Origin of the sequence: Aliidiomarina sp. (assembly GCF_047920995.1) — a bacterium.
In the GTDB taxonomy this organism is placed as follows: domain Bacteria; phylum Pseudomonadota; class Gammaproteobacteria; order Enterobacterales; family Alteromonadaceae; genus Aliidiomarina.
This window is the reverse complement of record NZ_JBLRWZ010000004.1, coordinates 61,804-87,730: the sequence shown is the minus strand read 5'-3', so window position 1 is coordinate 87,730 and position 25,927 is coordinate 61,804. Positions and strand designations below refer to the sequence as shown.

18 protein-coding genes are annotated in these 25,927 nt (G+C 46.5%); 10 read left to right on the top strand and 8 right to left on the bottom strand.

The window, feature by feature from the left end; all coding sequences use genetic code 11:
- Window positions 1-27: 27 nt before the first annotated feature.
- The 3 genes from ACNA7P_RS02120 to katG all read left to right on the top strand — a co-directional run bounded on the left by ACNA7P_RS02120 (window position 28) and on the right by katG (window position 5,225).
- Window positions 28-2,118 (top strand): TonB-dependent receptor family protein, encoded by a 2,091-nt coding sequence (locus tag ACNA7P_RS02120; protein WP_416256949.1) that lies wholly within the window; start codon window positions 28-30, stop codon window positions 2,116-2,118.
- A gap of 92 nt (window positions 2,119-2,210) precedes the next feature.
- Window positions 2,211-2,798, top strand: a complete 588-nt coding sequence (locus ACNA7P_RS02115; RefSeq protein WP_416256948.1) for an acyl-CoA dehydrogenase family protein — start codon at window positions 2,211-2,213, stop codon at window positions 2,796-2,798.
- A gap of 219 nt (window positions 2,799-3,017) precedes the next feature.
- Complete coding sequence (gene katG, locus ACNA7P_RS02110; RefSeq protein ID WP_416256947.1) at window positions 3,018-5,225, top strand: catalase/peroxidase HPI; 2,208 nt, start codon at window positions 3,018-3,020, stop codon at window positions 5,223-5,225.
- A 95-nt stretch (window positions 5,226-5,320) separates the two neighbouring features.
- Here katG and ACNA7P_RS02105 read toward each other — a convergent pair whose 3' ends face one another.
- Window positions 5,321-6,031, bottom strand: coding sequence for a pseudouridine synthase (locus ACNA7P_RS02105; RefSeq protein WP_416256946.1), 711 nt, complete (start codon window positions 6,029-6,031; stop codon window positions 5,321-5,323).
- 150 nt (window positions 6,032-6,181) lie between these two features.
- Between ACNA7P_RS02105 and ubiG the strand changes: the two genes are divergently transcribed.
- The 5 genes from ubiG (at window position 6,182) to ACNA7P_RS02080 (ending at window position 11,181) form a co-directional block, all read left to right on the top strand.
- Window positions 6,182-6,940, top strand: a complete 759-nt coding sequence (gene ubiG / locus ACNA7P_RS02100; RefSeq protein ID WP_416256945.1) for a bifunctional 2-polyprenyl-6-hydroxyphenol methylase/3-demethylubiquinol 3-O-methyltransferase UbiG — start codon at window positions 6,182-6,184, stop codon at window positions 6,938-6,940.
- A gap of 40 nt (window positions 6,941-6,980) precedes the next feature.
- On the top strand, window positions 6,981-8,807 hold the full coding sequence (locus tag ACNA7P_RS02095; RefSeq protein WP_416256944.1) for a long-chain-acyl-CoA synthetase: 1,827 nt from the start codon (window positions 6,981-6,983) through the stop codon (window positions 8,805-8,807).
- A 168-nt stretch (window positions 8,808-8,975) separates the two neighbouring features.
- On the top strand, window positions 8,976-9,404 hold the full coding sequence (locus ACNA7P_RS02090) for a hypothetical protein (RefSeq protein ID WP_416256943.1): 429 nt from the start codon (window positions 8,976-8,978) through the stop codon (window positions 9,402-9,404).
- 78 nt (window positions 9,405-9,482) lie between these two features.
- The gene (locus tag ACNA7P_RS02085; RefSeq protein ID WP_416256942.1) at window positions 9,483-10,652 is read left to right on the top strand and encodes a murein transglycosylase domain-containing protein; all 1,170 of its coding nucleotides are present in this window, start codon (window positions 9,483-9,485) and stop codon (window positions 10,650-10,652) included.
- Between the two features lie 88 nt (window positions 10,653-10,740).
- Window positions 10,741-11,181, top strand: a complete 441-nt coding sequence (locus ACNA7P_RS02080) for a DUF3010 family protein (protein ID WP_416256941.1) — start codon at window positions 10,741-10,743, stop codon at window positions 11,179-11,181.
- Between the two features lie 82 nt (window positions 11,182-11,263).
- Here ACNA7P_RS02080 and ACNA7P_RS02075 read toward each other — a convergent pair whose 3' ends face one another.
- Both ACNA7P_RS02075 and ACNA7P_RS02070 read right to left on the bottom strand, forming a co-directional pair.
- Window positions 11,264-12,211 (bottom strand): 1-phosphofructokinase family hexose kinase, encoded by a 948-nt coding sequence (locus ACNA7P_RS02075; protein WP_416256940.1) that lies wholly within the window; start codon window positions 12,209-12,211, stop codon window positions 11,264-11,266.
- Entirely contained in the window at window positions 12,211-14,295 is a 2,085-nt protein-coding gene (locus ACNA7P_RS02070) for a prolyl oligopeptidase family serine peptidase (RefSeq protein WP_416256939.1), read from the bottom strand. Before ACNA7P_RS02070 ends, ACNA7P_RS02075 begins: the two co-directional genes overlap by 1 nt.
- 263 nt (window positions 14,296-14,558) lie before the next feature.
- On the opposite strand from ACNA7P_RS02070, the gene ACNA7P_RS02065 reads away from it, so the two are divergent.
- Window positions 14,559-14,768: a cold-shock protein gene (locus ACNA7P_RS02065; protein WP_416256938.1), complete on the top strand. Its 210-nt coding sequence runs from the start codon at window positions 14,559-14,561 to the stop codon at window positions 14,766-14,768.
- A gap of 89 nt (window positions 14,769-14,857) precedes the next feature.
- Here the strand turns inward: ACNA7P_RS02065 and ACNA7P_RS02060 are convergent, their stop codons facing one another.
- The 3 genes from ACNA7P_RS02060 to ACNA7P_RS02050 all read right to left on the bottom strand — a co-directional run bounded on the left by ACNA7P_RS02060 (window position 14,858) and on the right by ACNA7P_RS02050 (window position 19,961).
- Window positions 14,858-16,777 carry a propionyl-CoA synthetase gene (locus ACNA7P_RS02060; protein WP_416256937.1) on the bottom strand — a complete coding sequence of 640 codons (1,920 nt, stop codon included), beginning with the start codon at window positions 16,775-16,777 and terminating at the stop codon, window positions 14,858-14,860.
- Window positions 16,778-16,888: 111 nt separating this feature from the next.
- Window positions 16,889-17,572 (bottom strand): cupin domain-containing protein, encoded by a 684-nt coding sequence (locus tag ACNA7P_RS02055; protein ID WP_416256936.1) that lies wholly within the window; start codon window positions 17,570-17,572, stop codon window positions 16,889-16,891.
- Window positions 17,573-17,732: 160 nt separating this feature from the next.
- Complete coding sequence (locus ACNA7P_RS02050; protein WP_416256935.1) at window positions 17,733-19,961, bottom strand: NADP-dependent isocitrate dehydrogenase; 2,229 nt, start codon at window positions 19,959-19,961, stop codon at window positions 17,733-17,735.
- Window positions 19,962-20,128: 167 nt separating this feature from the next.
- Between ACNA7P_RS02050 and ACNA7P_RS02045 the strand changes: the two genes are divergently transcribed.
- The gene (locus ACNA7P_RS02045; RefSeq protein WP_416256934.1) at window positions 20,129-21,385 is read left to right on the top strand and encodes a cation diffusion facilitator family transporter; all 1,257 of its coding nucleotides are present in this window, start codon (window positions 20,129-20,131) and stop codon (window positions 21,383-21,385) included.
- Here the strand turns inward: ACNA7P_RS02045 and ACNA7P_RS02040 are convergent.
- Entirely contained in the window at window positions 21,368-22,783 is a 1,416-nt protein-coding gene (locus ACNA7P_RS02040; RefSeq protein WP_416256933.1) for an efflux transporter outer membrane subunit, read from the bottom strand. The genes ACNA7P_RS02045 and ACNA7P_RS02040 overlap by 18 nt on opposite strands.
- Complete coding sequence (locus tag ACNA7P_RS02035) at window positions 22,783-25,917, bottom strand: efflux RND transporter permease subunit (protein WP_416256932.1); 3,135 nt, start codon at window positions 25,915-25,917, stop codon at window positions 22,783-22,785. The genes ACNA7P_RS02040 and ACNA7P_RS02035 overlap by 1 nt, the downstream gene beginning before the upstream one ends.
- Window positions 25,918-25,927: the final 10 nt, after the last annotated feature.

Here is a 25,927-nt window from a genome sequence, read left to right as displayed (position 1 = left end):
TAGAAGAATAATATATTGGAGCTCTTCATGCCTTTAACCAAGTTACCACGCTACTCAGTATTAGCTTCTGCTATCACCCTTGCACTTATGCCAACCTTTGCACTTGCGGATGATATTGATACTGAAGAATCAACCAATGAAGCGCGTAAATCGCGTGCCCCAGCAATCGAAGTAATTCGCGTATATGGTGCTCGCGGTGCGCACAGTTACGATGAAACCGGTACGGTAAATATCGTGAGCCGTGAGCAAATTGAACGCTTGCAGCCATTATCAAATGAAGACGTTTTACGCCGGATTGCGGGTATTAACGTGAAAGGGGAAGAAGAAAGCTCGATTGTAGCCAACTTTGGTATTCGCGGTTTAGCGGCAAGCGAATCAAAATCTTTAGTGCTGGAAGATGGTGTGCCAGTGGCGCCAGGTTTATTTATCGGTAATGATCGCTATTTCAATCCGCGTATTCAACGTGTAGAGCGAGTAGAGATATTGAAGGGTTCTTCTTCATTGCGTTATGGCCCTTCTACAATTGGTGGGGTAGTGAACTACCAAACGAAAACGCCAGATGAGGGGCTGTTACTAAGTGGTCGTGCGGGTTCGTATAACATGCGGGAAGTGAACATTGAAGCAGGCAACAGCACCGCTTCAGGTGATGGCTATGCAGGTGTGGTATTCACGCATGCGCAAAGCGATGGCTTCATGGATAAAGGCTATGATATGAAAGATATCATGGTAAAAGCAGGCATGGCACTAGCCAATAATCAGAGCATTGGTATGAAATTCTCTTATCTTGAGAATGATGCCAATATCTCTTATCGTGGTTTGTTGCTTGATGATTATTTAGCAGGGGAGCGCTATAACCCAGCCCCAGATGATAGGTATTTACAGGAACGTGTTGCGTTTGATGTAAACCATGAATGGCTGATTAGCCCTGATGTAACCCTAAATACCATTGTGTATTGGAGCAATGTAAGCCGTGATTACTGGCGTTACAATGTGGATACTGCGGCTTCGAATGAGGCGGGAAGATGGGTATATACCGACGCTCTTACGGGCAATAACCGAGCGTTTGAACGCTTTGGGGTAGAAACCCGCTTAGCGTATCGCCATACGATGTTCGATATGGATGCAAACTCAGAATTTGGCTTGCGCTTTATGACCGAGGAATCCGACGATGCCCGTATTCGCGCTACTCGCGAGAATGATCGTACCGGTATAAATGATCGTCACCGGGTAGATAGTGCTGATAGCTATGCTGCATATGCGCAAACTCGCCTTGCACTCTCAGAACGTTTTGCCCTTACTCCTGGAGTTCGAGTAGAAAGCTATGAGCAGCAGCAAGTGTTGCTATCAGGCGGGAATGCATTGGCAACAACATCGCATACCGAAATATTGCCAGGTGTAGGCGCTACTTTTGCAGTAACTAATAATGCTGAATTATATGGTGGTGTATATCGAGCTTTTTCTCCCGCTGCAAATGGCGTGGCGTTAGATGGTTTAACGGATCAGAACCTTGATGGCGAGCGCTCTACAAACTATGAAATAGGTATTCGTGGTGCCAAGGGAAGAGCAAACTATGAAGTTGCAGCGTTTTTTATGGATTTCAGTAACCAAGTGGTTACTGGCAATAGTAACCCAAATCTTTCGCGCTCAAACGCTGGTGAAACAGAACATTATGGCGTTGAAGTGGCCTTTGGTTACGATTTAGGTGCTGGTTTTAGTATAGATTCGAACGCTACATGGGTACCGAAATCAGAGTTTATGAGTGGCGATTTCGCTGGTAACCGCTTGCCTTATGCTCCAAAACGAATGGCTAATTTGGCATTGAATTATAATCTTGAACGTTTCAGTGTGGCCGTTACCGCACATTATCAAGGCGAGCAGTTTGGTGACCCAAGCAACCAAGTAGATATTCCGAGTGGCGCAGCAGGTGGAATTTGGGGCGGCTTGCTTCCTTCATATACCGTGTTTGATGCGTTTGCCCAAATGCAGATAAATGATCAGTTGGCGGTATTTGGTTCGGTGAAAAACCTTACTGATAAGCAGTATATTTCTGGCTTGCGCCAAGGTATTTACGTTGGCCCAGAACGCGCATTTGAAGTAGGTGTTCGTTACCGCTTCTAAGCAAATTAACAATTACTAGTACATCAGTGAACGCCCTATGTGATATGCAGGGCGTTTTTATTTAAACGGGCGTTTAAAAAATTGGGTTTACGGTGTGGTTGTGGCAGAAATATGCTGAATCAGGGTTATTATCGGCGCGGCATGATTACGATGCCGGTGGTATGCAGTTACCAGCGCTACTCAGTATGGCCTGCAATAGTTACTTTATGGCGGCTAATCCTGCTACAGCGGCTTATCCATTCTTAACTACCGCCGCAGCCAACGTTATTCAAGCCTTTGGCAACGCAGAACAAAAAGCACATTTCCTGCCGGGTATGTTCAGTGGCCGTTTTGCCGGCACTATGGCGCTCACCGAACCCGATGTAGGCTCTTCTTTAGGTGATTTAGCAACAAAAGCGAAGCCGTACAACGATGGTACGTATCGCCTGAGCGGGCAGAAGATGTATATTTCGGGTGGCGATCAAGATATTACCGAAAACATTGTGCATTTGGTGCTTGCGCGGATTGAAGGTGCAGTTGCGGGCGTAAAAGGTATTTCCATGTTTATTGTGCCGAAATTCTTAGTAACGGATGCTGGAGATATAGGCGCCCGTAATGATGCACAGTTAGCTGGCTTGCTGCTGCGCGCTACTTTATGCGCTGGGAATTGGCCGAAGCCGAGGTACACCTGCAGCGCTTAAAAGAGCAGGATGATAGCTGGTTCAGTATTGAGAACGAGTGGCTTTGAGCAAGTGGATAACTTGAAAGGTAATATCAATCTATTTTTTGAGATAAAACAAATTAACGCAAACGGTATTTTAGATTGGTAGGGATGCATCCGCACTGCTATAACTAATAGTGAAAAATAACCTTGTAGTGTTATTTCAATAACATATCTTGCAACAATCAAGGAGAATAGCATGAGTGATCAAAATTCTACTGGCAAATGCCCAGTGTTGCACGGTGCAAACACGCGCATGGCTGGTAATGGTACGAAGAACGTAGATTGGTGGCCGAACCAGCTTAATTTGCGCATCCTGCATCAGAATGATAAGAAATCGAATCCACTAGGTGAAGATTTTAATTATCGCAAAGAATTTAAAAAACTTAATCTTGCGGAAGTGAAGCAAGATATTGAAACAGCGCTCACCGATTCTAAAGATTGGTGGCCTGCAGATTATGGCCATTATGGCCCATTCATGATTCGCATGGCTTGGCACGTAGCCGGTACTTATCGCATGGGCGATGGCCGCGGTGGTGCGGGTACCGGTAACCAACGTTTTGCGCCACTAAACAGCTGGCCAGATAATGGTAACCTTGATAAAGCGCGCCGCTTGTTATGGCCAGTGAAGAAGAAATATGGCAACAAACTTTCGTGGGCCGATTTATTTGTGCTAGCAGGTAACGTTGCGATTGAATCCATGGGTGGTAAAACCTTTGGTTTTGGTGGCGGCCGTGAAGATATTTATGAGCCAGAAGAAGATATCTACTGGGGAACCGAAGACACTTGGTTAGGCAACAAGCGCTACACCGGTGATCGCGAGTTGGAAGATCCACTGGCAGCAGTGCAAATGGGTTTAATTTACGTGAACCCAGAAGGCCCAGATGGCAACCCAGATCCACTCGGTTCTGGCCGCGATGTGCGGGAAACCTTCAAGCGCATGGCGATGAATGATTATGAAACCGTAGCACTTACTGCCGGTGGCCATACCTTCGGCAAAGCGCATGGTGCAGCACCTGATTCGCATCTGGGCCCAGAGCCTGAGGCTGCGCCATTAGAAGAAATGGGCTTCGGCTGGAAGAACAGCTACGGCAAAGGTAAAGGCCGCGATACTATTACTAGTGGTATTGAAGGTGCTTGGACACCAACGCCAATTACCTGGGATAACAGCTACTTTAGTGTGTTGTTTGGTTATGATTGGGAGCTTGTTAAGAGCCCAGCAGGCGCTTACCAGTGGGCAGCGAAGCAGTTAGCCGATAAAGATCATGCGCCGGATGTAGAAGACGCCTCGATTAAAGTGGGCATTATGATGACCACAGCAGATATGTCGATGCGCGAAGATCCAGAATATCGCAAGATTTCTGAGCATTTCTACAAAAACCCTGATGAGTTCCAAGATGCCTTTGCGCGTGCTTGGTTTAAATTAACGCATCGGGATATGGGGCCAAAATCACGCTACTTAGGCCCAGAAGTGCCAGCAGAAGATTTAATTTGGCAAGATCCAGTGCCTGAGGTTGATCACGAGCTGATTGGTAAAGGTGAAATTGCTGAACTGAAGAAAACTATTTTAGCTTCTGGTTTAAGTGTACAAGAATTGGTGTACACAGCATGGTCTTCGGCCGCCACTTTCCGTGGTTCCGATAACCGTGGTGGTGCAAATGGTGCACGAATTCGTTTAGCACCGCAAAACACCTGGGAAGTGAACCAGCCAGATCAGCTGAAAAAAGTGTTGGCCACATACGAAGGTATTAAAAAAGATTTCGATTCTGCGCAACTTGGTAATAAGCGCGTATCGTTAGCTGATTTAATTGTGTTAGGTGGTTGCGCCGCGATTGAGAAAGCAGCAAAAGATGCCGGCTATTCAATTGATGTGCCATTCAGCCCAGGCCGCACCGATGCAACAGCAGAGCAAACTGATGCAGAATCGTTTGAGGTGCTTGAGCCAATTGCTGATGGTTTCCGGAATTATCAGAAGAAGCGCTACTCGGTTGAAGCTGAAGAGTTGCTGCTGGATCGGGCTCAGTTACTTACTCTAACAGCGCCAGAAATGACCGTGCTAGTAGGTGGCATGCGTTCATTAGGTGCGAACTTCGGTGGTAGTAAGCATGGCGTGTTTACTAGCAAGCCAGGTACATTGAATAACGATTTCTTCAATGTAATTACCGATACATCGATTGAGTGGAAACCTACCTCTGAAGCGGCACAAGAGTTTGAAGGTCGTGATCGTAGTACCGGTGCAGTGAAATTCTCTGGTACTCGGGTAGATCTCGTGTTTGGTTCGAACTCGCAATTGCGAGCACTTGCAGAAGTGTATGCGCAAGATGATGCGGGAGAGAAATTTGTTAAGGATTTCGCCAAAGCATGGGTGAAAGTGATGAATGCAGATCGTTTTGATCTAGCTGATTAATCACGTTTTGTTCTTTACCAAAAACGCTCACTTCGGTGAGCGTTTTTTTTTAGTGCGTGAACAGTATGTATGGCGAAGAGAATGTGATGGCACATTTACTTTGGCCAATGATAGAGCCACGGTGATTGGATGTGTGGGAATTGTTGCCAATCGATAGCCACAAAATCGTTGCTCTGCTCTGGTAAACATACAAAGCACTGTGGCTCGCCATTCCATAGGAAGCGTAATGCACTTGCATGCAGCATTAAACGCTCGGCAGGCTCACCGCCGTATCGTGTATCGCCCAAAATTGCTGCCCCAATGCTTTTCAATGCAACTCTGAGTTGATGCGTTCGGCCGGTGCTCGGTTTAAGAATATACAAACGTGCATGCATGCCAGCAATATTCTTGGCGGGAATGTTGTGGCTAAAAAAATGAGTACGAGCAGGATTCTCCATGCTTCGTAATAATTTGTAACCGCCATTTCGGCTTTTCGCCATATCGCCTTGAATTAGCCCTTGTTTCTTTTTCGGCTTATGGCCAGCAATGGCAACATAGTATTTATCAATCGCGTGTTCACTGAACAGTGCGCCAAATGCTGTAGCAGCTCCTTTATTGCGAGCTACCAGAAGCAAACCGCTGGTACCTTTATCGAGCCGATGAACGGGGAAAAGGGGAGCTGCACTTGGGTTCGGGGCTAGTAATTGTTGTAGCTGCACAATGATACCCAGCTCACTTTCCTCGGTATGCATGCCTATGCCCGATGGTTTATTGATCACATAAAAATCAGGGTGTTCGGCAAGAATGGCATTACTAGTAAGGTGCATGGGCTAATTCCAAGCGGTTTGCGTATGATGAAACAACAGTATTAAGAACTATTATGGGAAATCTGGTTCAGTTCATCGCTGTTCTAGATTACTGATATAAACGAAGCGTTTGTTTAACAACGCAAGGGTTTAAGTATACACGGGGGCATTATGCTCGATAAGAGTAATAAACAATTTATTGATAGCGCTGAGCAAATGCAGGCAGATGAGCTGGCAAAATTCAATGCACTCGCACAAGAATGGTGGAACCCGGAAGGCAAGTTTAAGCGCGTACTGGAGTTCAATGAAGCGCGCGTTAATACCATTATTAGTGGTATAGCGGAGCATTTCGCTCGCGATTTAGCTGCTGAAAAGCCATTTTCGGGGTTGCGTATATTGGATATTGGTTGCGGTGCCGGCTTAATTTGTGAACCGCTTGCGCATCTCGGAGCTGATGTTACCGGAGTTGATGGTAGCGAAATGAATGTGCAGGTTGCCAAAGCCCATGCAGCTGAAAGTAACGCAGCGGTGCACTACAAACATGCATTAGCAGAAGATTTGCCGAGCGATGCACAATTTGATGTAGTGCTAAATACGGAAGTAATAGAGCATGTGCCGGATCAACACGCACTCGCGGCTACTTGCGCGCGCTTAGTGGCGCCGAAAGGCCTACTGGTAATGGCAACTTTAGATCGCAGTATAAAATCATTTTTAGTGGCTATTGTTGGTGCTGAGTATGTGCTAAAAATGTTACCTAAAGGAACACATGATTGGCGTTTCTTTATTAAACCGAAAGAATTAGCGGTAATGCTGGCGAAATACGGTATGCAAGTTAAGCAGCAACGCGGCTTCGCTTTTAATCCCATTCGGCAAAAATGGCGGATTACGGCAAAACCGAATGTGAATTACATGCAATTCTATGTGCGCTAGCGTTCCAAACCGAACCACTAACTAGCAACGAAACGAAGCGATGGCAAAACATTATAATAATAGCCACACATGGCAAGATATCGGCATTGCGGTGTTAAAAGTGTTACCGCGGTTACCTACTTTTATTGCTGTGAATATAGCGATAGAACGCGCAAAGCATCAGCAAATTGGGTCTACCGGATTATTTTTGCAACGCGCGGCGCAACGCTTTCCCGAGCGCATATTCTTACGCTTTGAAGATCGTACTTATAGCTATGCGGAATTTAATGCGTGGGTAAATCAAATTGCTCATACGTTACAGGCGCGAGGCTTACAGAAAGGGCAATGCGTGGCACTAATGTTTACAAACAGCCCTGAGCAATTGGCCTGTGCTTTTGCAGTGAACAAGTTAGGCGCTGTTGCTGGCATGGTAAATTATAAGCAGCGTGATGCGGTATTGGGGCATAGTTTTTCGGTATTGCAGCCAGCCATGGTTATTATCGCCGAGGAGTTTGTTGAGGCGGTGAACTACGCGCAACCACCGCTTCGGGAAATTTCTGAGGATAGTGCACCACAATGCTTTGTTATGGGCGGAAATGCGCAAGGTTATACTAATTTAGCTGAACTATGCGCTACTGAAAGCCAAGAAAACCCATCGCAAACGGCGAATATTAAGCTTGGCGAAAACTGTTTTTATGTATTTACCTCGGGCACAACGGGTTTACCTAAAGCCGCTGCAATGACCCACCTGCGGTGGTACAAAGCAGGGCTGGGGTTTGGCCGCATGGCGCTCGGCTTAGGTAAAAATGATGTGCAGTATTGTTGCTTACCGTTTTACCACAACACTGCGCTTTCCATTGCCTTAAGCTCGGTGGTGCTTACCGGCGCTGGTTTGGCAATTGCGGAAAAATTTAGTGCGTCGCAGTTTTGGCCGGATATTCATCATCATCAGGCTACCTGTTTCACCTATATTGGCGAGTTATGTCGCTATTTGCTGAATCAGCCTGAAACACCGCTAGAGGTTACGCATAATGTGCGGGCAGTGGTGGGGAATGGGTTACGCGCAGAAATATGGGATGCTTTTCAGCAACGCTTCGGTATTCCGCGAATTTGTGAACTTTACGGGGCAAGTGAAGGCAATATCGGCTTTGTAAATGCCTTTAACTTGAAGCGTACTGTTGGGTTTTCGCCAATGAAATTTGCTGTGGTGGAATTCGATGTGGATAACGAACAACCGGTAATGGATCAACGTGGGCATTTGCAACCAGTTGGCAAAGGCGAAATAGGGCTTTTGCTGGCCGAAGTTTCCAATAAGGCTCCCTTTGATGGCTATACTAATCAGGCGGCGAGTGAAGCTAAATTAATGCGCAATGTGTTTAAGCCAGGCGATTGTTGGTTTAATACCGGGGATATTGTGCAACACCAGGGCTTTCGGCATATTGCGTTTATTGATCGCGTAGGCGATACCTTTCGTTGGAAAGCAGAAAATGTGGCCACTACAGAAGTTGAAGCACAAATTCACAGTATTGCTGATGTAATTGAGGCAGTAGTGTACGGCGTAGAAGTGCCAAATGCAGATGGCCGTGCTGGCATGGTATCGCTGATCCTCAATCAAGATGCGCCATTTAACCCTCAGGTTTTTTATGAAAATCTGCGCAAGCGCCTCCCTGATTATGCGGTACCTTTATTTGTGCGCTTGCGTAAACTCGCCTCATATCATGAAACAACGGGTACATTTAAAATCAAGAAAACGGAACTGAAGCAGCAAGGCTATAAACCCGAGGGGGAGAACGACACCGTATTTGTGTTACTCGATCGAAGCCTTGGTTATCAACCGCTGAACCCGCAAATTCTTGCTGAAATTGAAGGGGGCAAGCGCCGTTTTTAATCACCGTAAGGGCAGCACGATTCTGCCAAGTATCTGCAATAGCAATTATAATAGCGATCCTTGTTTGTGATTAAAAGTAATAGTTAACTTTACCAAAAGTACAGAAAGTGCTTTTGCGTTTAGGAAAAGAAATATACACTACGTGCATTATTTGAGTGGAGAAAATCAATGCACATTCGCCTTTCCTTATTAACTATATCTGCTGCTTTGCTGTTAAGCGCCTGTAGCAAACAGGTGGCCTGCGATAGTGATGCAGCCCAAAGCAAGTTGTTGCATGAGAGTGCGCTGCGTTTCCAAGCTCGATTGCAGGAGGAATATGAACTTACCTTTGTTAATGCGTTAAATCTCGGTAAATCTGTGCCGGTGCGTATTGCCGAACAAGAGGTATTCAATAACACTGACATTGAAAAGTTGGCTCGGGATACCGCGAAAGATTTACGTTTTGAGGGGGGCCGCTTAATTCGTAGAAACTACGTTGCAGGTGAGTTGCTTTGCGCCGGCACATTGATAACACCCAATGATACTAGAGTTCCGGTATCCTACGAGGTATCGAAAGATGATAACGATGGTGTAGCTGTTCAAGTAAGGGGGATTTAATTGCCATTACTGTTTGGGGAGAACGCGCTAAAATAGCACCTGTAAGCCCAATATTAATACGCGGATAGGATTTAATTTATGGCGGCTTGGTTGGTTAAGTTCCGGCTAGTGCAATTGAGTTTAACGGTGTTGGTTACTGTTGCTTTAGTAAGTTGCTCATGGAGTACAAATGATTGGAGGAATATTGCTGAACGCGCTGGCGCCGAAGATTATTTGCGCATTATTCTAGATGATAAATTAGATCCATACGGAGGTGTTGATGGCCTTAAGAACATCTCTAATGTACGTGAAATTCTCGAGCTTTTAGCTGCTGTTATTAAAGAGGTGTGGGGTGATGAGAATGAAGAATCGTCATCGGAAAAACGCTACGTTAAATATAGTAATGATTACTTAGCCCGGGCTATTGTTGATTTTGAGCAAGGCTACTTGTTGGTAGAAACAATAGCCGAAGAGAACCCTCAAGAGATGTTGCAAAGTGCCTTAGTTCTCACTTTGCTTACGCCAAAAGACATAACTGTAGAAGATATATTCACCGATCAAGCGCCACGTATCGGTGATGAACCATTTCTTTATGAGCAGGTTCTTGATGAAAACAATCAGCCTATTCGCACAGAGAGCGATGCGGAACGTTACGCACGTTCGTTGATTGCTAACCAATTTCAGCAACGGCGCAGTGATGGCAGGCTCATTAGTTCTGTGCGCACCGAGTTAGTAGACAATCATTTACATTTACGGCAATTGCAATTTTCTAACTCAGTTTTACGCTACGCACGAGAATATGCCATTGCGCCATCGTTGGTATATGCAGTAATTGAAGTGGAAAGCGCTTTTAACCCATTTGCTGTGAGCCATGCCAATGCACTCGGGTTAATGCAGATTGTGCCAGCAACTGCTGGCCGAGATGTTTTTGAGCGTGTTAAAAATCGCAGTGGCGAACCCACTCGCGAAGAATTATTTGTGGCTGATTTCAATATTGATATTGGCACTGCATATTTATACCTGCTGGATCGTGTTTATCTGCAACGAATTATTGATCCACAAAGCCGTAGGTATGCAAAAATATCGGCATACAATGGTGGAGCTGGAAACGTATTTCGAACCTTTGCAAATGACCGTGAGCAGGCCCTTCGGCAGATCAATGCACTAAGCCCAGAGCAGCTGTATCAACAATTAGTGCGGAACCATCCATTTGCAGAAACGCGGAATTATTTGCGCAAGGTTCGTGAAGCGGAGCGCAAATATATTTAAGCGCAATGGGCAAAAGTTGCATTTCGATATAGTTATTGCGTTACAATTGCGATGTTGAACTCAACTATGGCAGCAAGGAACCAGTAACATGCGTGTATGTGGAATTGAAATTAAAAGTAATGAAGCAATTATTTGCTTGATGGATATGGATGACGGTTTGTTGCAGATTCCTGATTGTCGGCAAACGCGTTTTCAATTGGTGAAAGATAACGTTGCTGAAAACGTACGCAAATTTCAATTTACCTTTCGTAAATTAGTTGAAGATTACCGCATTGATTGCTTGGTTATTAAAGAACGCATGCAGAAAGGTAAGTTTGCTGGTGGTGCTATAGGCTTTAAAATGGAAGCGGCATTACAATTGATTGATACAGTTGATACGCAATTGCTTTCTGGCTCCAAGCAAAAGGAAATTTTGAAACGCAACCCTGTGCCTATTGAATTCTCTTCTACAGGGTTAAAGGGTTTCCAAGAGCCAGCATTTACTATTGCTTATGCATATCTAATGGGCCAAGAGTACGGTGTTGAGTAAAGATTATTAGAACCCTTTCTATGGTAATAAAAAACGCGCTTAGCGCGTTTTTTTGTGTAAAAAATTAACCTATCGCATGCCACTAGCTTCCGGCAAGTGGCTGGGTTTTCTGGTAAACCTCTTCAAGGCGCTGTAAATCATACAGTTGATTACCTTTGGTTTGCACTGTTACTGATGCAGCGGCCACGCCGTAGCGAAAGGCGTTTAACATTGGTTCACCCGCGTGCAAGCGATACACCAACGCCGACATAAAACTATCACCCGCGCCAACGTGGCTAACAATCTCATGTTTTGGTGGCATATATGCGTGCTCTTCACCCTTATCGGTTACCAGCAGTGCACCGCCTTTCGAGAGTGTAACAATCAAGTTTTGTACTGCGTGTTTGGCAACTAAAGCGCGCATTTGGGCAAACAACGTGGGGATATCATCAAACTCATAATAACCTAACGATGAAAACTCTTTACGGTTCAGTTTAGCCACATAAGCGCCAGAATATAGCGCACTTGTTAGCGCCGCCCCCGAGCTATCGAGTGCAACTTTAATACCTTTTTCTGCGGCTGCCTTAGTAAGATCCCCGAAGAAATTGCTGGGTACAGATTCGCCAATACTCCCACTTAGTACCAGAAAATCGGGTTGGGTAGGGCGCTCAAGCAAAGCCTTTCTGCATTGCTTGAGCTCGTTTTCCGTTAATGCTGGTCCTGGAAACACAAAGTGGAACATTTTTCCGCTACTGCGTTCGGTTATAGCGAGGTTTTGCCGTGTATCTGCGGCAATGCTGATGGCTTCAAATGGCGTATTATCACGCGCCAAAAGTTGTTTTAACAGTTCCCCATTTAAACCTCCAGCAGGGAAGATGGCCACAGCCGGTGTGCCCATGCGTGTAATATTGCGGGCCACATTTATGCCACCACCGCCTGGCTCTTGGCTGCTTTGGATACAGCGGCTTTTACTATCGTTGTGAACCTTTTCGGTTTCTCCGAAAGTATCCACCGCTGGATTCATCGTAAAAGTAACGATGGATGCGTGCATTATTGCGCGCCTGGCTCGGCATATTTTTCGAACCAATCACGTACTTCACCATACCAATAAACGGAATTATTTGGCTTCAAAATCCAATGATTCTCATCAGGGAAGTAAATCATTCGTGAATCAATTCCCTTCGTTTGTAAGGTGCGGAATATTTCAAAACTTTGGCCTACCGGCACACGCAAATCCGTTTGCCCGTGGCTGATTAGAGCAGGGGTATTAAAATCGCCAGCACGGTAATGTGGTGAAATATCTTTATAGATTTCAGGGTTTTCCCAAAAACTGCCATAGCGATCCGAATGTACTGCAAAATCGGCCGACATTTGCGAATACATGTTGTATACCGGCGCATGAATCAATAGGGCATTAAACGGATGTGGTTTGCCCAACAGAATAGAACTGAGGTAGCCACCATAGCTAGCTCCGCCAGCTACCATGCGCTCATTATCAATCCAATTTTTCTCCATAAACCACTCAGCAGCGGCGATGGTATCTGCGTAGGGTGCAGTTACCCAATCGGGGTTGATATAATCAGTGAAATCTTGGCCGAACCCACTAGAACCATGGAAGTTATGCCATGCGGTAACATACCCCCAAGAGGAGAAGGTTTGCGCGTTCCAACGGTAATGGAACCCATCGGTGATCGCACTATGCGGGCCGCCGTGAATTAGCAAAAACAATGGGTATTGCTTACTGCTATCGAAACCGGGTGGATAGTGCACCCACATTTGAATATCTGCGCCGTTGTGGCCTTGGTAGGTTACTGATTCGTAGCTACCGAGATCAACATTGGCAAGCATTTCATCGTTAAAGCTATCTAAACGAGTGGTATTGCCGTTCCGCGTGTTGATAGTTACTAAGCGCGCAGGGTACATAAAGCTCTCGTTGGTGCCTACCAGTGTACCGTTGTTGCTAACGCTGATATTGCCATGGTTAGTTGCACCGGTAAGTGCTTGCGCACGGCCATTGCGAGCATTAATTGAGTAAACTCGCGAGGTGCCAGCATCATCAATGATGGCATAAAAACCACGGCCATTTGGCATCCAAACATAGCCACCAATCGAGCGATCGAAATCACTGGTGATTTCACGTTCGCTACGGTTACTTAAATCAACTAACACAAGGTTGGTTTGATCAGCATAGAAGCCTTGAATGCGTTGGCGGGTGTAAGCCAATGTTTTGCCATCGGGGCTAAATTGCGGGTTCGCATCAGGCGCTTTATTACCTTCAGTAAGGTTATCTGCCGTATCGCTACCAATTCGTGCTAGGAATAAATCAATATTTGGCACCACTGATTCTGTTTCTGAGTTTGCGGTAAAAGCGATATAGCGGCCATCAGGCGATACATCGAAGTTACTAGCTAGAGCCATGCCAAATTTTTCCGTAATACGTTCTATATCACCACCGCTTGCAGCTACACGAAATACGTGAGTTTCACGTGCTTCATCGAGATAGCGATCAAAGGATGCATAGGGCATTTCGCGCCACTGCATGGCGGAAACATGGCTGGCTTTGTTCGCACTCTGCTGGGCTTTCATGTTTTCCCAGCTCTTGGCTGGCCATACGCTGCTGGTAAAGTAGATATGATTGCCGGCCCAGAGCAGGTTACCTACACCGGTTGGCACACTAGTGATGCCAACTGCTTCGCCTGGCCCATCCATTGGCAGAACATATACTTGGCCGGCATCGTCTTTGTCGCGCTGGCTGATAAAAGCAAGCTGTTTGCTATCTCTAGAAAACACAGGGCTGCTAGCACGCATACCTGCGGCAGTTAACGGGCGTTGCTGTTTGCCATCGGCACTGAAAAGCCACAGTTGCGTGCTGCCAAGATCTGTTTCTATATCATATTCGCTAACAGGTACCACAATGTGCTTGCCATCCGGGCTTATTACGGGAGCGCCAACACGTTTGAGTTGCCATATTAACTCAGCGGAAAGGAGAGTTTGCTCTTGCTCTGCGGTACTAGTAATCGCAGCGCTGGCGGAGTTTGTGAGTGCGGAAATACTGGGTACAGAGGCGTTTGCAGTGGTTACCGCAAGGCCTGTAGCCATGGCGATACTTAAGCAAAGGATGTTTATTTTTTTCATAAGGCTCTCTACTTCTTCTTAAGGTTAGCGTGGGGAGCAAGATATTTCGCTGTGGTTGAAAGTTTCGGTATCTTTTTCGTGCATTTACTGTATAATAGTCATCAATGCATGAAAGATACAATTTAACACTCCAATTCGTCGTATTACCATAATCTTCGTCCTGTAGTTCTTAAGTTTTAGTTTATTTTTCCCGCATGACCGCACCAACCATGCCAATTTCGGCAGGGGTGCACATTTAACATTTAAAATTTCAGGAAATTATTATGTCTAATACAGTTACTGGTACCGTAAAGTGGTTTAACGAAACTAAAGGTTTTGGTTTCATCGAGCGCGAAGGCGGTCCAGATGTATTCGCTCATTTCAGCGCGATCTCTGGCAACGGTTTCAAAACTTTGGCTGAAGGCCAAAAAGTTTCTTTTACCGTTACTCAAGGCCAGAAAGGTCCTCAAGCTGAAAACATCGTAGCTTTATAAGCTATCTGATGTTGAGCTTACTGCGGTAAGCACTAGCGTAGAGAATTATAAAGGGTAGCCAAATGGCTACCCTTTTTAGTATCTGGCGTTTAAGTATTCAAGCCATTAGTTAAGCGCGCTAGTGCGTGCTCAATTTCGGTTACACTCTCTGGATCATCAATCGTAGAGGGTACAACATATTCTTTGCCATCGGCGATATTGCGCACTACATTGCGAAGTATCTTGCCAGAGCGCGTTTTCGGTAACCGCTTCACGGTAACGGCAACTTTAAAGCAGGCCAGCGCCCCAATTTCCTCTCGCACCAATGCAACCAACTCTTTTTCCAGTTCAGTGGCACTCAAATCAACGCCATTTTTTATTACTACTAAGCCAATGGGTTGTTGCCCTTTTAGGCTATCATGAGCGCCCACAACGCAGCATTCAGCAACTGCAGGGTGGTTGGCTAACACTTCTTCCATTTCGCCGGTAGATAAGCGGTGCCCGGCCACATTAATCACATCATCCGTACGGCCCATAATGAATACATAACCCTCTTCATCAATATAGCCGCCATCACCACTCGCGTAATAGCCTGGAAATTGCTGTAGGTAGCTGGTGTGGAAACGTTCTGGATTTCCCCAAACGTTAGTAAAGCAACCGGGCGGCAACGGCAACTGAATGGCAATATTGCCTTGGTCGTTGGTGGCGATAGGGTCACCAGCCTCGTCTAACACCACAACCTTGTAGCCCGGCACCGGTAATGAAGAAGAACCGGCTTTTACGGCGAGTTTCTCTATACCTACAGGGCTGGCACAAATTGGCCAACCCGATTCAGTTTGCCACCAGTGATCAACCACTGGTTTCCCGGTTTTTTCGCAAGCCCATGCAAAGGTTGCCGGATCGAGGCGTTCACCAGCCATGAAAATGGTTTCAACGCTACTGATATCATACTGTTGTAGAAATTCAGCGTGAGGATCTTCTTTACGAATAGCGCGAAATGCGGTGGGCGCGGCAAAAATAACTTTAACGTTATACTCATCACAAATCCGCCAGAACGCTCCTGCGTCTGGAGTAAATACTGGCTTGCCCTCATACATTATGGTGCTACATCCGGCCAAAAGGGGCCCATATACAATATAGGAGTGGCCTACTACCCAACCTACGTCTGAGGCTGAAAACATTACATCGCCAGCGGTTAAGTTATAGATCGCTTGCATGCTGAAGTGCAGGGCAGTTGCATAGCCCCCTGTATCACGCACCACGCCTTTTGGTTTGCCAGTGGTACCTGAGGTGTAAAGAATGTAGAGCGGATGGTTGCTGGGCACAGGAATGGCTGCAGCTGGCTCGGCAGTAGCCATGGCGGTTTGCCAATCGAGATCGTAGCCAGCTAGCATTTGGCAGCTTACTTGTTTGTTTTCTGGAACATTATTGCGCTGGTAAATAATGGTACCGAGAGGTTTATAATCCGCTTCAGCAATCGCTCGATCTAACAGGGGCTTGTAAGGAATTAATCGGTGCGGCTCAATGCCATGAGAAGCGGAGATTACTAATTTGGGCTGCGCATCATTAATCCGAACGGCTAGCTCGTGGGCGGCAAAACCACCAAACACAACCGAGTGAATTGCGCCTAACCGAGCAACAGCGAGCATGGCGATGGCCGCTTCAGGAATCATGGGCATATAAATCACCACCCGATCACCTTGTTCAATACCTTGTGCGCGCAGCACACCAGCAAAGTGTGCTACCTCGCGGTGCAGTTCAGCATAGGTGTAACTATATTTATTGCCGGTAACAGGTGAATCATAATACAACGCCACTTGGTTGCCGCGGCCTTGTTCAAGATGGAAATCAAGGGCAAGGTAGCTGATATTTAATTCACCATCGGCAAACCATTCATAACCGCTTGGTTGTGATGGATTGTTACTAAGTATTTGCGTAGGTTGCTTAAACCACGCTAGTTTTGCGGCTTGTTCGGCCCAAAAGTGTTCCGGCTTGGTTATCGATAACTGATGGATTTGCCGATAATTCATAGTATTTCCCCGCCAACGTTATGCTGTTTCAGTCCATAGACATATACGCATATAGGTACTGCGTATACCTCAATGTACGCTCACGTGAGAAAATTGGAATTCGACTTTAGGTTAATACGCAGGTAACGGTAAAAAATCGGCACCGAGATGCCCTACTTTCACATAGATAAGGGCACCCTCAGCACCAGTGAAGGGTGTATGCTTGCTCCAGCGCGGATTACGCAGCCAGGAACCCGCAGGGTATTCGCCATATTCGTCACGAAATAATCCCTGTAAAACTAAAATCTCTTCCCCACCCGGATGCATGTGGGATTGGAATTGGGTGTTCGGAGCCCAACGCACTAGAGCGGTACTAATGCCATCATGTTCGTGCAAAGGCAGTACCGATAGGCCCGGCACTAATCCGGGCCGCCAAGTGGATTGATTAGTATCAATAGTAAGCTGCTCGGTATCACCTGCAGCAAATTGCCATAGCTTCACTAAAATAGTGCAGCCGTCTTTGCTAAACGGGGTATGCGAGGTTCCCGGTGGATTGCGTAAGTAGGTGCCGGCTGGGTAATCACCATGTTCATCAGAAAACACACCATCGAGTACAAAAATTTCTTCGCCACCGCCATGGGTATGCGCGCTATAACCCGCACCAGCGGCGTACTTTACGATACTAGTAGCGCGAGCAACTTCATCGCCCATACGATCGAGCATCATGCGCGATACACCGGGTAGCGGGGAGGGAACATAAGTATACTTGTTAGCAAATACTACTTCGCGTTTCTGAAATTCAGCTCGAATTTGCATTGTTCCTCACATAATTGGTGGCTGTTATTGCCGCTAATATAAATACGAACATCTCGTATGAACATGCCGAGTAAAAATATTAAGCTTAGCTCGCATTAGCGTGCAGGCAAAAAAATAGGCTCCGAAGAGCCTATTGTTACGCTAACTTTTGCGAAACCGATTACAAGCTGGCAAGAACATCATTCAAAATGCTGCTTGGGCGCATTGCGCGGCTTACTAAATCAGCGTTTGGCTGGTAGTAACCATCGATTTCTACGGCAACGCCTTGCACATCATTAAGGTTCTGCATAATGGCATCTTCATTGCTGTTCAATGCTTCGGCAAGTTTGCTAAAGCGCTGTTGTAACTCACTATCACTGGTCTGCGCGGCTAATGCCTCAGCCCAGTACATAGCTAAGTAGAAGTGGCTACCACGGTTATCAATTTCACCCGCTTTACGAGAAGGTGATTTATTGGTTTCTAAAAATTTAGCCGTGGCTTGATCCAATGTATCAGCTAACACTTGGGCGCGGGCATTACCGGTTACTTGGCTTAAATGCTCTAGCGACGCTGCTAATGCTAAGAACTCACCAAGAGAATCCCAGCGTAGGTGATTTTCTTCTACAAACTGCTGTACATGTTTCGGTGCAGAACCACCAGCGCCAGTTTCAAATAATCCGCCACCGTTCATTAATGGCACAATAGAGAGCATTTTAGCACTGGTGTTAAGTTCTAAAATTGGGAACAAATCAGTAAGGTAATCACGTAATACGTTACCGGTAACTGAAATAGTGTCTTTGCCTTCTTTCATGCGCTGTAATGAGTAACGAGTTGCTTCTACTGGTGTCATGATGTTGATCTCAAGGCCATTGGTATCATGGTCTTGTAGGTAGGTATCTACCTTAGCAATCAATTCACGATCATGGGCACGGTTGCTATCAAGCCAGAAGATTGCCGGCATGCCACTTTGCTTCGAGCGATTTACTGCAAGTTTCACCCAATCTTGAATCGGTGCATCTTTCACTTGGCACATGCGCCAAATATCGCCTTTCTCTACCGTGTGGGAAAACACGATTTCGCCAGCGCTATTGGTTACTTGCACTGTACCTGCAGCTGAAATTTCAAAGGTTTTATCGTGCGAACCGTATTCTTCCGCTTTTTGTGCCATTAGGCCCACGTTTGGAACTGTGCCCATAGTGGCTGGATCGAATGCGCCGTTCTCTTTACAGAAAGAGATAGTTTCTTGATATACACCGGCGTAACTGCGATCTGGAATCATTGCTTTAGTATCAGCTTGCTTACCGGCACGATCCCACATTTTACCGCCATCACGAATCATTGCTGGCATTGATGCATCAATAATAATATCGCTTGGTACGTGCAGGTTAGTGATGCCTTTATCAGAGTTCACCATCGCTAGCTCAGGCTGCTTTTCGTAAACTGCAGCGATATCCGCTTCGATCTCAGCACGCTTTTTAGCCGGTAGCTCAGCTACCTTTGCTACTACATCACCAAAACCATTGGTTAAATCAACGCCAATTTCTTTCAAGGTATCGCCATGTTTAGCAAACACATCAGCAAAATAAACTTTCACTGCATGGCCAAACAAAATCGGATCTGACACTTTCATCATGGTTGCTTTCAAATGCAACGAAAGCAGCACATTCTCTGCTTTTGCAGCAGCCGTTTGCTTGGCGTAAAATGCTTGTAGTTTCGCAGCGTTCATTGTAGCTGCATCTACTACTTCACCAGCTTGAACCGCAACAGCATCTTTCAATATAGCTTCTTCACCGTTATTCGTTTTTAAAACAATCTTTAAGCTATCTGCGTTTTCGAATGTAGTAGACTGCTCACTTGAGTAGAAATCACCATCTTCCATGTGCGCTACGTGAGTTTGCGAATCTTTACTCCAAGCGCCCATACGGTGTGGATGTTTCTTAGCGTAATTCTTAACTGCAGCAGGAGCGCGACGATCAGAGTTACCTTCGCGTAATACTGGGTTCACAGCACTGCCTTTGATTTTATCGTAGCGAGATTTCACATCACGTTGTTCATCGTTCTGTGGCTCAAATGGATAATCTGGTAGCGCATAACCTTGCGATTGCAATTCTTTGATTGCTGCTACAAGTTGTGGAATAGATGCACTAATATTAGGTAACTTAATAATGTTAGCGGCTGGTGTTTTGGCGATTTCACCAAGCTCGGTTAATGCATCATTAATGCGCTGCTCTTCTTTTAGGTATTCTGGGAAGTTCGCAATAATCCGACCAGCAAGAGAGATATCACGGGTTTCAACGGAAATACCGGCGGCTTTGGTAAATGCTTGAATAATCGGCAATAATGAATACGTAGCGAGGCGTGGCGCTTCATCAGTTTCGGTATAGATAATCGTTGATTTATCGTTAGACATTGTAATTCCTATAGGTTAGAACACAGATACATTAGTGTACTGCAATGCGGCGAAACAACGATGCTTCGCGAGTGTAAAGCACATACGAAAGCCGCTAAAATTCGGCCCATAGTATGCCCGTTTTTGCGCTATTATTCAATGCAGCTAATTTATTCAGAGGGTTTGCAATGCGTTCATCGCAGCACCATAGCCACAAAAGCCAGAACACAAAAGAGCATGATGAAACTCGCAGTAAAGCCGGTAAACGGGTTAGTTTAGTGGGTGCGCTTACTAATACCGGCCTTAGTGTATTGAAAATTATTACGGGTAACCTTGGTGGTTCGGCGGCATTAGTAGCAGATGGTTTCCACTCGCTTTCGGATGTTCTTTCCGATGTGATGGTGTGGCTTGTTTTTGGCGCCGCGCAAAAACAACCTGATCGACAGCACCCATGGGGGCACCGGCGATTTGAAACCATCGCCACTATATTACTCGCACTTATTCTTGCCCTCGTTGCCGCAAGCATGACATGGCAGAGCAGCCAAGCACTGTGGTTAGGTGAGCCGTTGCATTCTCCTGCATTGATTACCGCTATAGCGGCTGCTATATCGATCATAGTGAATGAGTGGTTGTATTGGTACACGCTAAAAGTTGGTAAGCAAGTAAATTCGCAATTATTGATTGCCAATGCTTGGCATCACCGTAGCGATGGTTGGTCGTCGATTGTGGTATTGCTGGCTATTCTTGGCGCTATGGCCGGTTATTGGTGGTTAGATGCACTTGCCGCTATCGTGGTTGCACTGGTCATCGGCAAAATTGCGCTTTCCATGTTACTCAATAGTATTACTGAATTAGTTGATACCGCAGTGCCACCAGCGCAAGAGAAACATATTCGTGAGTTGGCATTGCAGGTTGAAGGCGTGCAAAGCGTTCACAGCTTAAAAACGCGGGGTAGTGGCGGTGCAACCTTACTGGAAATCCATATTCGTGTGCGGCCGCACACAAGCGCGGCAGAAGGGCATTTCATTGGTGAACAAGTTCGGCAGGTGTTGCTGAATAACATCGCTGATTTACGTTACGTTATTTATCACATTGATGTTTGTAATGATGCCGAGCACCAGTTGTTGTTAAGCTGGCCTATTCGCGCGCAAATTGCTCCGGTGGTGGCGCAAGCAATTACCACTGCCATTTTGGCTGAGCGTTTAACCCACGGCGAAGCAACATCCGAAAAGATGCCAGTTGTTGAACATCATATTGATTTATTTTATTTACCTAACGCGTTAGAAATCGACATAAAACTATCAGTAGCGATTACTGATAAATCACTCCATGTTTATCAGCAAGTTGCAGCGGAAATCACTGAAGAGGTGAAGAGTAAGCTCACGCGAATCAGCTCAGGACCGATTCGCGTGCGCCTATGGTTGGCCTTACCAGCCACCACCTAATGCTTTAAACAGGTTGGTACGAGCGGTAAGCTGTTGGCTTTTAGCATCACTTAATGTCATTTCGGCAGTAAGCAATGCACGCTGGCTTTCCAGTAATTCAAATAGGCCTATGGCCCCTTGATCATATTGCCGTTCAGCAACCGTTACAGTGTTCGTAATAGCTTGATATTGCTGCTGTGCCGCATTTAAGCGTTGATCGGAAATGCTCAGCAAATAAAGCGCATCGCTCGCATCACGAACGGCTGCAACTATTGCTTGCTGGTAGCTTAATTCGGCTTCCTGTAGTGCTGCCTCAGCAGCTAAAACTACATTTTTCCGGCGGCCAAAATCAAAAATCGGACCCGCTAAATCGGCACCAATGCTCCAAATATCGCTACCTGATCCAAACAGATCACTGCTATCACTAGCTGCACTCCCCACTAACCCAGATAGATTCAGGCTTGGAAAACGTTGTGCCACGGCAACGCCCACTTGTGCAGAAGCCATTTGCAAGTTAGCTTCAGCAGCACGAATATCCGGCCGCCGCTTTAATAACTCTGAAGGTGTAACAGTTGGAAACTCACTAGGTGTGCTAATAGCGCTAAAATTACTGGTAGCGAATTCAATGGTACCGAGCATTTCTTCAGGGCTGTAGCCCACGAGCAATGCCAATGCTGAACGGGCAGAACGAACCGCTGCGTTTAAATCGGGTAGGGCAGCTTGCGCACTAGCAACCGCGGCTTCGGCCCGGCGAACATTTAGTGCACTACTTGCGCCACGTTCGTAGCGATATTGTTCTATGGCTAAGGTTTCTTCTTGGGAAGCAAGCATTGCGGTTGCCGCAGCCTGTTGCTGCTCTAGGGCTAGCAGGCTGAAATAGGTGCTAATCACATCGCTAATTAAGCTTAATTGTACCGCTTCAGCACCAAATACCGATTGCGCCAACATAGCATTTGCCGCTTCTCGCTGACGGCTGATGCGTCCCCACAAGTCCACTTCATAACTTAATACGCCCGCTACCGCAAACTGGTTACGTGGGCTGCCGCCGCCGAGTGCGGCCGGCATCAGCGAGCTAGGCTGCTGCTCCCGTGCTGCGCTGGCCTGGGCACTCAGCATTGGCCAGCGCTCAGCCTCACGTAAGCCAAGTTGTGCTCGTGCTTGCTCAATACGACTAATTTGTATTTGCAAATTTAGGTTGTCGGCCAAAGCCCGATTTACCAGCGCGTTTAGTGTAGGGTCTTGATATTGCTGCCACCACTGCTGCCATTCTGCGGAATTTGCACTACTAGTGGCAATGGCTGCTTGTTCCAGTTCAGGCCACTGTTCTGATAATGGTGTTGCCGAGGCCTGATAATCAGGCCCCACCGTACACGCACTTAATACGCTTACGGCTATTGCAGCTAAGATAAATGGTTTCATTAGGCGCTCTCCTCTGCATTAGCTTGATTACGGTTTTTCCGCCAAGTGGCCATATCGTCTAAAAGCTTGTAACCAAGGGGTACAAACAGCAAGGCGAGGGTGCTTGCCGCAAGCATACCGCCCACTACCACAGTACCAATTTCTTGTCGGCTTACAGCGCCAGCGCCACTTGCAAATACTAGCGGTAGCGTGCCAACTATAAAGGTTGCTGCGGTCATGATAATTGCCCGGAAGCGCTGGCGTGCCGCGGCAACAGCTGCTTCTGTGGAACTCATCCCTTCTTTGCGGTTTTGCGCCGCGAACTCAACAATGAGAATGGCATTTTTTGCCGCTAAGCCAATGAGTACTAACAGCCCAACTTGAAAGTACACATCGTTGGGGAAGCCGCGCAACATTGAAGAGAGGGCTGCACCAAAAATAGCAAAGGGCACTGCAGTGACTACTGCGAAGGGAAGGGTAAGGCGCTCATACTGGGCAATGAGGATTAAAATTACCATTAACAAACCTAAACCAAAGGCGGTTCCGGCAGCACCAGAAGCAGCATCCAGCTGATAGGCTTCACCCACCCAGCCCATTTGAATATTGGCTTCGCTGCGCAGTTCTTGAATTACCGCATCAAGCGCATCTTTCGCTTGGCCAGTGGTGTAGCCCGGAGCAGGATCACCCATGATTTTTGCTGCTGCATATAAGTTAAAACGGTTCAGAATATCGGCGCCCGATACACGTTCGGCAGTAACTAAGGTGCTTAACGGCACCATTTCACCATGGCTAGAGCGAACGAACACATCACGTAGGTTTTCTGGCGCAACGCGGTATTCCCCTTCAGCTTGCAAGTTCACCTGCCATAACCGGCCTTGGTAAGTGAAATCATTTATGTAGGTAGAGCCAAAGGTGGCTTGCATGGTGCTAAATAAATCATTCAATTGCACGCCAATGGCTTTCGCTTTTTCGCGATCTACGTGAATCATATAGCGAGGAATATTGCTCTCTAAGGTGCTACGAACGCCTACTAGCTCTGGCCGTTGGTTTGCCGCAGCGACCACTTTTTGCGCAATAGCATTCAGTTCTTGCGGATCGATATCTCCCCGCAACTGCATGTAACCTTCCACGCCACCGGTAAGCGAGAGCCCTTGAATGGGAGGTGGCACAAATACAAACACATTTGCTTCTTGCATGCCAAAGCCCATGCCCATGACTTGCTGGGCGATTTCTTGCGCACTTAAGCCTGGGGCTGTTCGTTCGCTCCAATCAGAAAGGTTAATAAAGCCCGCCAACGCGTTAGTACGTAGCGAACTAGCAATGATGTCAAAGCCAGCGAAGGTAATGAAATCATCTACCCCTTCCATTTCCCGAATGCGATAAGAAAGTTCGTTACGGAACTCTTCAGTGCGCTCTAACGAGGCGGTTGCCGGAAGCTGGGCTACAGCTAAAGCAACCCCTTGGTCTTCACCGGGAACTAGGCTAGATGGCATGCGTAGCATAAGCACTACAGTAATAACACAGAAACCAATGAACAGTGCAACCCCAAGTACCCAACGGCGAATTAGCCATGCCACGGTATTCACGAAGCCATTGGTAAGCTTATCAAAACCAGCATTAAAGAGGGCAAAGGGTTTAGCTACTTTGTGGCTTTGTTTATCGAGCAGTAATGCACACATTGCGGGAGTAAGCGTAAGAGCTACCACGCCAGAAACCACCACCGATACCGCAATAGTAACGGCAAATTGCTTATATAGTTCGCCACTTAAGCCACCTAAGAACGCAACAGGGGCAAATACCGCTACGAGTACTAAGGTAGAAGATACTACCGCACCAGAAACCTGTTTCATGGTTTCAATCGATGCTTCTTTCGCTTTCATACCCTTTTCTTGAATTAAGCGCTCTACGTTTTCCATGACGATAATGGCGTTATCTACCACAATACCAATGGCTAGCACGAGGCCAAACAAGGTAAGCATGTTGATAGAAAAGCCCATGGCTTGCATACCGGCAAAAGTACCAATAAGCGATACCGGAATAGCTACCACGGGAATTAATGTAGCGCGTAAATGCTGCAGGAATAAGAAGGTAACGAACACCACTAAAACAACAGCTATTAGTAGTGTAACAATAACTTCGTTCACGGAAATTTGAATAAACTCAGTAGTATCATAGGGAACGTAGTAGTTTAAGCCGGAAGGGAAGTTTTCCGCCAATTCAGCCAAGGCGTTGTGCACGTTTTGTGCGGTTTCTAAGGCATTAGCCCCAGGCTGTAAGAATATTCCCATCGGCACGGCATCTTGGTTGTTGTAAATTGCCGAGAAGCCGTATTGTTGCGCACCCAGTTCAACCCGCGCTACATCGCCCACGCGAATGGCATTGCCGTTGCTATCAGAACGAATAATAACGTTGGCAAAATCTTCCGGATTACTTAGTTGCGTATCAGTGGTTGCGGTTAAGGTAAAGGCATTGCCTTTAGGTGCAGGGTCAGCACCAAAACGGCCTGCGGCGTATTGCGCACTTTGTTCCCGAATAGCGTTGGCCACATCACTTGGGTTGAAACCAAATTCTGCTAACTTTGCTGGATCGGTCCAAATCCGCATAGAATAATCTTGCGCCCCAAATAATGAGGCATCACCTACACCATCCACTCGCACTAGCTCATCAAGAACGTTAAGCAAAGCATAGTTACTGATTTCCAGTGGATTCATACTGCCATCTTGCGAGAACATGGTGGCAACCATAAGTATGTTGGTAGAGCGTGATTCAACACGCACACCTAAATCGCGCACAGCTTGGGGTAAACGTGCCGTAGCTGCTTGCACGCGGTTATTCACATTAATGGTGGCTTGGTCTGGGTCGGTGCCCATGGCGAATGAAATAGAAATTTGCAGCATACCGGAATCGGTGCTGGTTGTTTCCATATACAGCATATCATCTACGCCATTTATTTCTTGCTCGAGTGGCGCCGCTACCGAAGAAGCTAATACATCAGCACTCGCGCCAGGGTAAACAGCACTTACCACCACTTGCGGCGGCACTACATCGGGGTACTGCTCGATGGGCAGGGCACGAATGGACACGATCCCTGCAATCATAATAATCAATGAAATAACCGACGCGAATAGCGGACGGTCGATAAAAAAGCGTAACATAATCCGTCCT

Bases quoted from the DNA above. Each gene is read 5' to 3' on its own strand.
- ACNA7P_RS02035 (WP_416256932.1), bottom strand. From the start codon at position 25,917: ATGTTACGCTTTTTTATCGACCGTCCGCTATTCGCGTCGGTTATTTCA.
- ACNA7P_RS02080 (WP_416256941.1), top strand. From the start codon at position 10,741: ATGCGTGTATGTGGAATTGAAATTAAAAGTAATGAAGCAATTATTTGC.
- ACNA7P_RS02055 (WP_416256936.1), bottom strand. From the start codon at position 17,572: ATGCAAATTCGAGCTGAATTTCAGAAACGCGAAGTAGTATTTGCTAAC.
- ACNA7P_RS02065 (WP_416256938.1), top strand. From the start codon at position 14,559: ATGTCTAATACAGTTACTGGTACCGTAAAGTGGTTTAACGAAACTAAA.
- ACNA7P_RS02120 (WP_416256949.1), top strand. From the start codon at position 28: ATGCCTTTAACCAAGTTACCACGCTACTCAGTATTAGCTTCTGCTATC.
- ACNA7P_RS02085 (WP_416256942.1), top strand. From the start codon at position 9,483: ATGGCGGCTTGGTTGGTTAAGTTCCGGCTAGTGCAATTGAGTTTAACG.
- ACNA7P_RS02105 (WP_416256946.1), bottom strand. From the start codon at position 6,031: ATGCACCTTACTAGTAATGCCATTCTTGCCGAACACCCTGATTTTTAT.
- ubiG (WP_416256945.1), top strand. From the start codon at position 6,182: ATGCTCGATAAGAGTAATAAACAATTTATTGATAGCGCTGAGCAAATG.
- ACNA7P_RS02060 (WP_416256937.1), bottom strand. From the start codon at position 16,777: ATGAATTATCGGCAAATCCATCAGTTATCGATAACCAAGCCGGAACAC.
- ACNA7P_RS02050 (WP_416256935.1), bottom strand. From the start codon at position 19,961: ATGTCTAACGATAAATCAACGATTATCTATACCGAAACTGATGAAGCG.
- ACNA7P_RS02040 (WP_416256933.1), bottom strand. From the start codon at position 22,783: ATGAAACCATTTATCTTAGCTGCAATAGCCGTAAGCGTATTAAGTGCG.
- ACNA7P_RS02070 (WP_416256939.1), bottom strand. From the start codon at position 14,295: ATGAAAAAAATAAACATCCTTTGCTTAAGTATCGCCATGGCTACAGGC.
- ACNA7P_RS02075 (WP_416256940.1), bottom strand. From the start codon at position 12,211: ATGCACGCATCCATCGTTACTTTTACGATGAATCCAGCGGTGGATACT.
- katG (WP_416256947.1), top strand. From the start codon at position 3,018: ATGAGTGATCAAAATTCTACTGGCAAATGCCCAGTGTTGCACGGTGCA.
- ACNA7P_RS02090 (WP_416256943.1), top strand. From the start codon at position 8,976: ATGCACATTCGCCTTTCCTTATTAACTATATCTGCTGCTTTGCTGTTA.
- ACNA7P_RS02045 (WP_416256934.1), top strand. From the start codon at position 20,129: ATGCGTTCATCGCAGCACCATAGCCACAAAAGCCAGAACACAAAAGAG.
- ACNA7P_RS02095 (WP_416256944.1), top strand. From the start codon at position 6,981: ATGGCAAAACATTATAATAATAGCCACACATGGCAAGATATCGGCATT.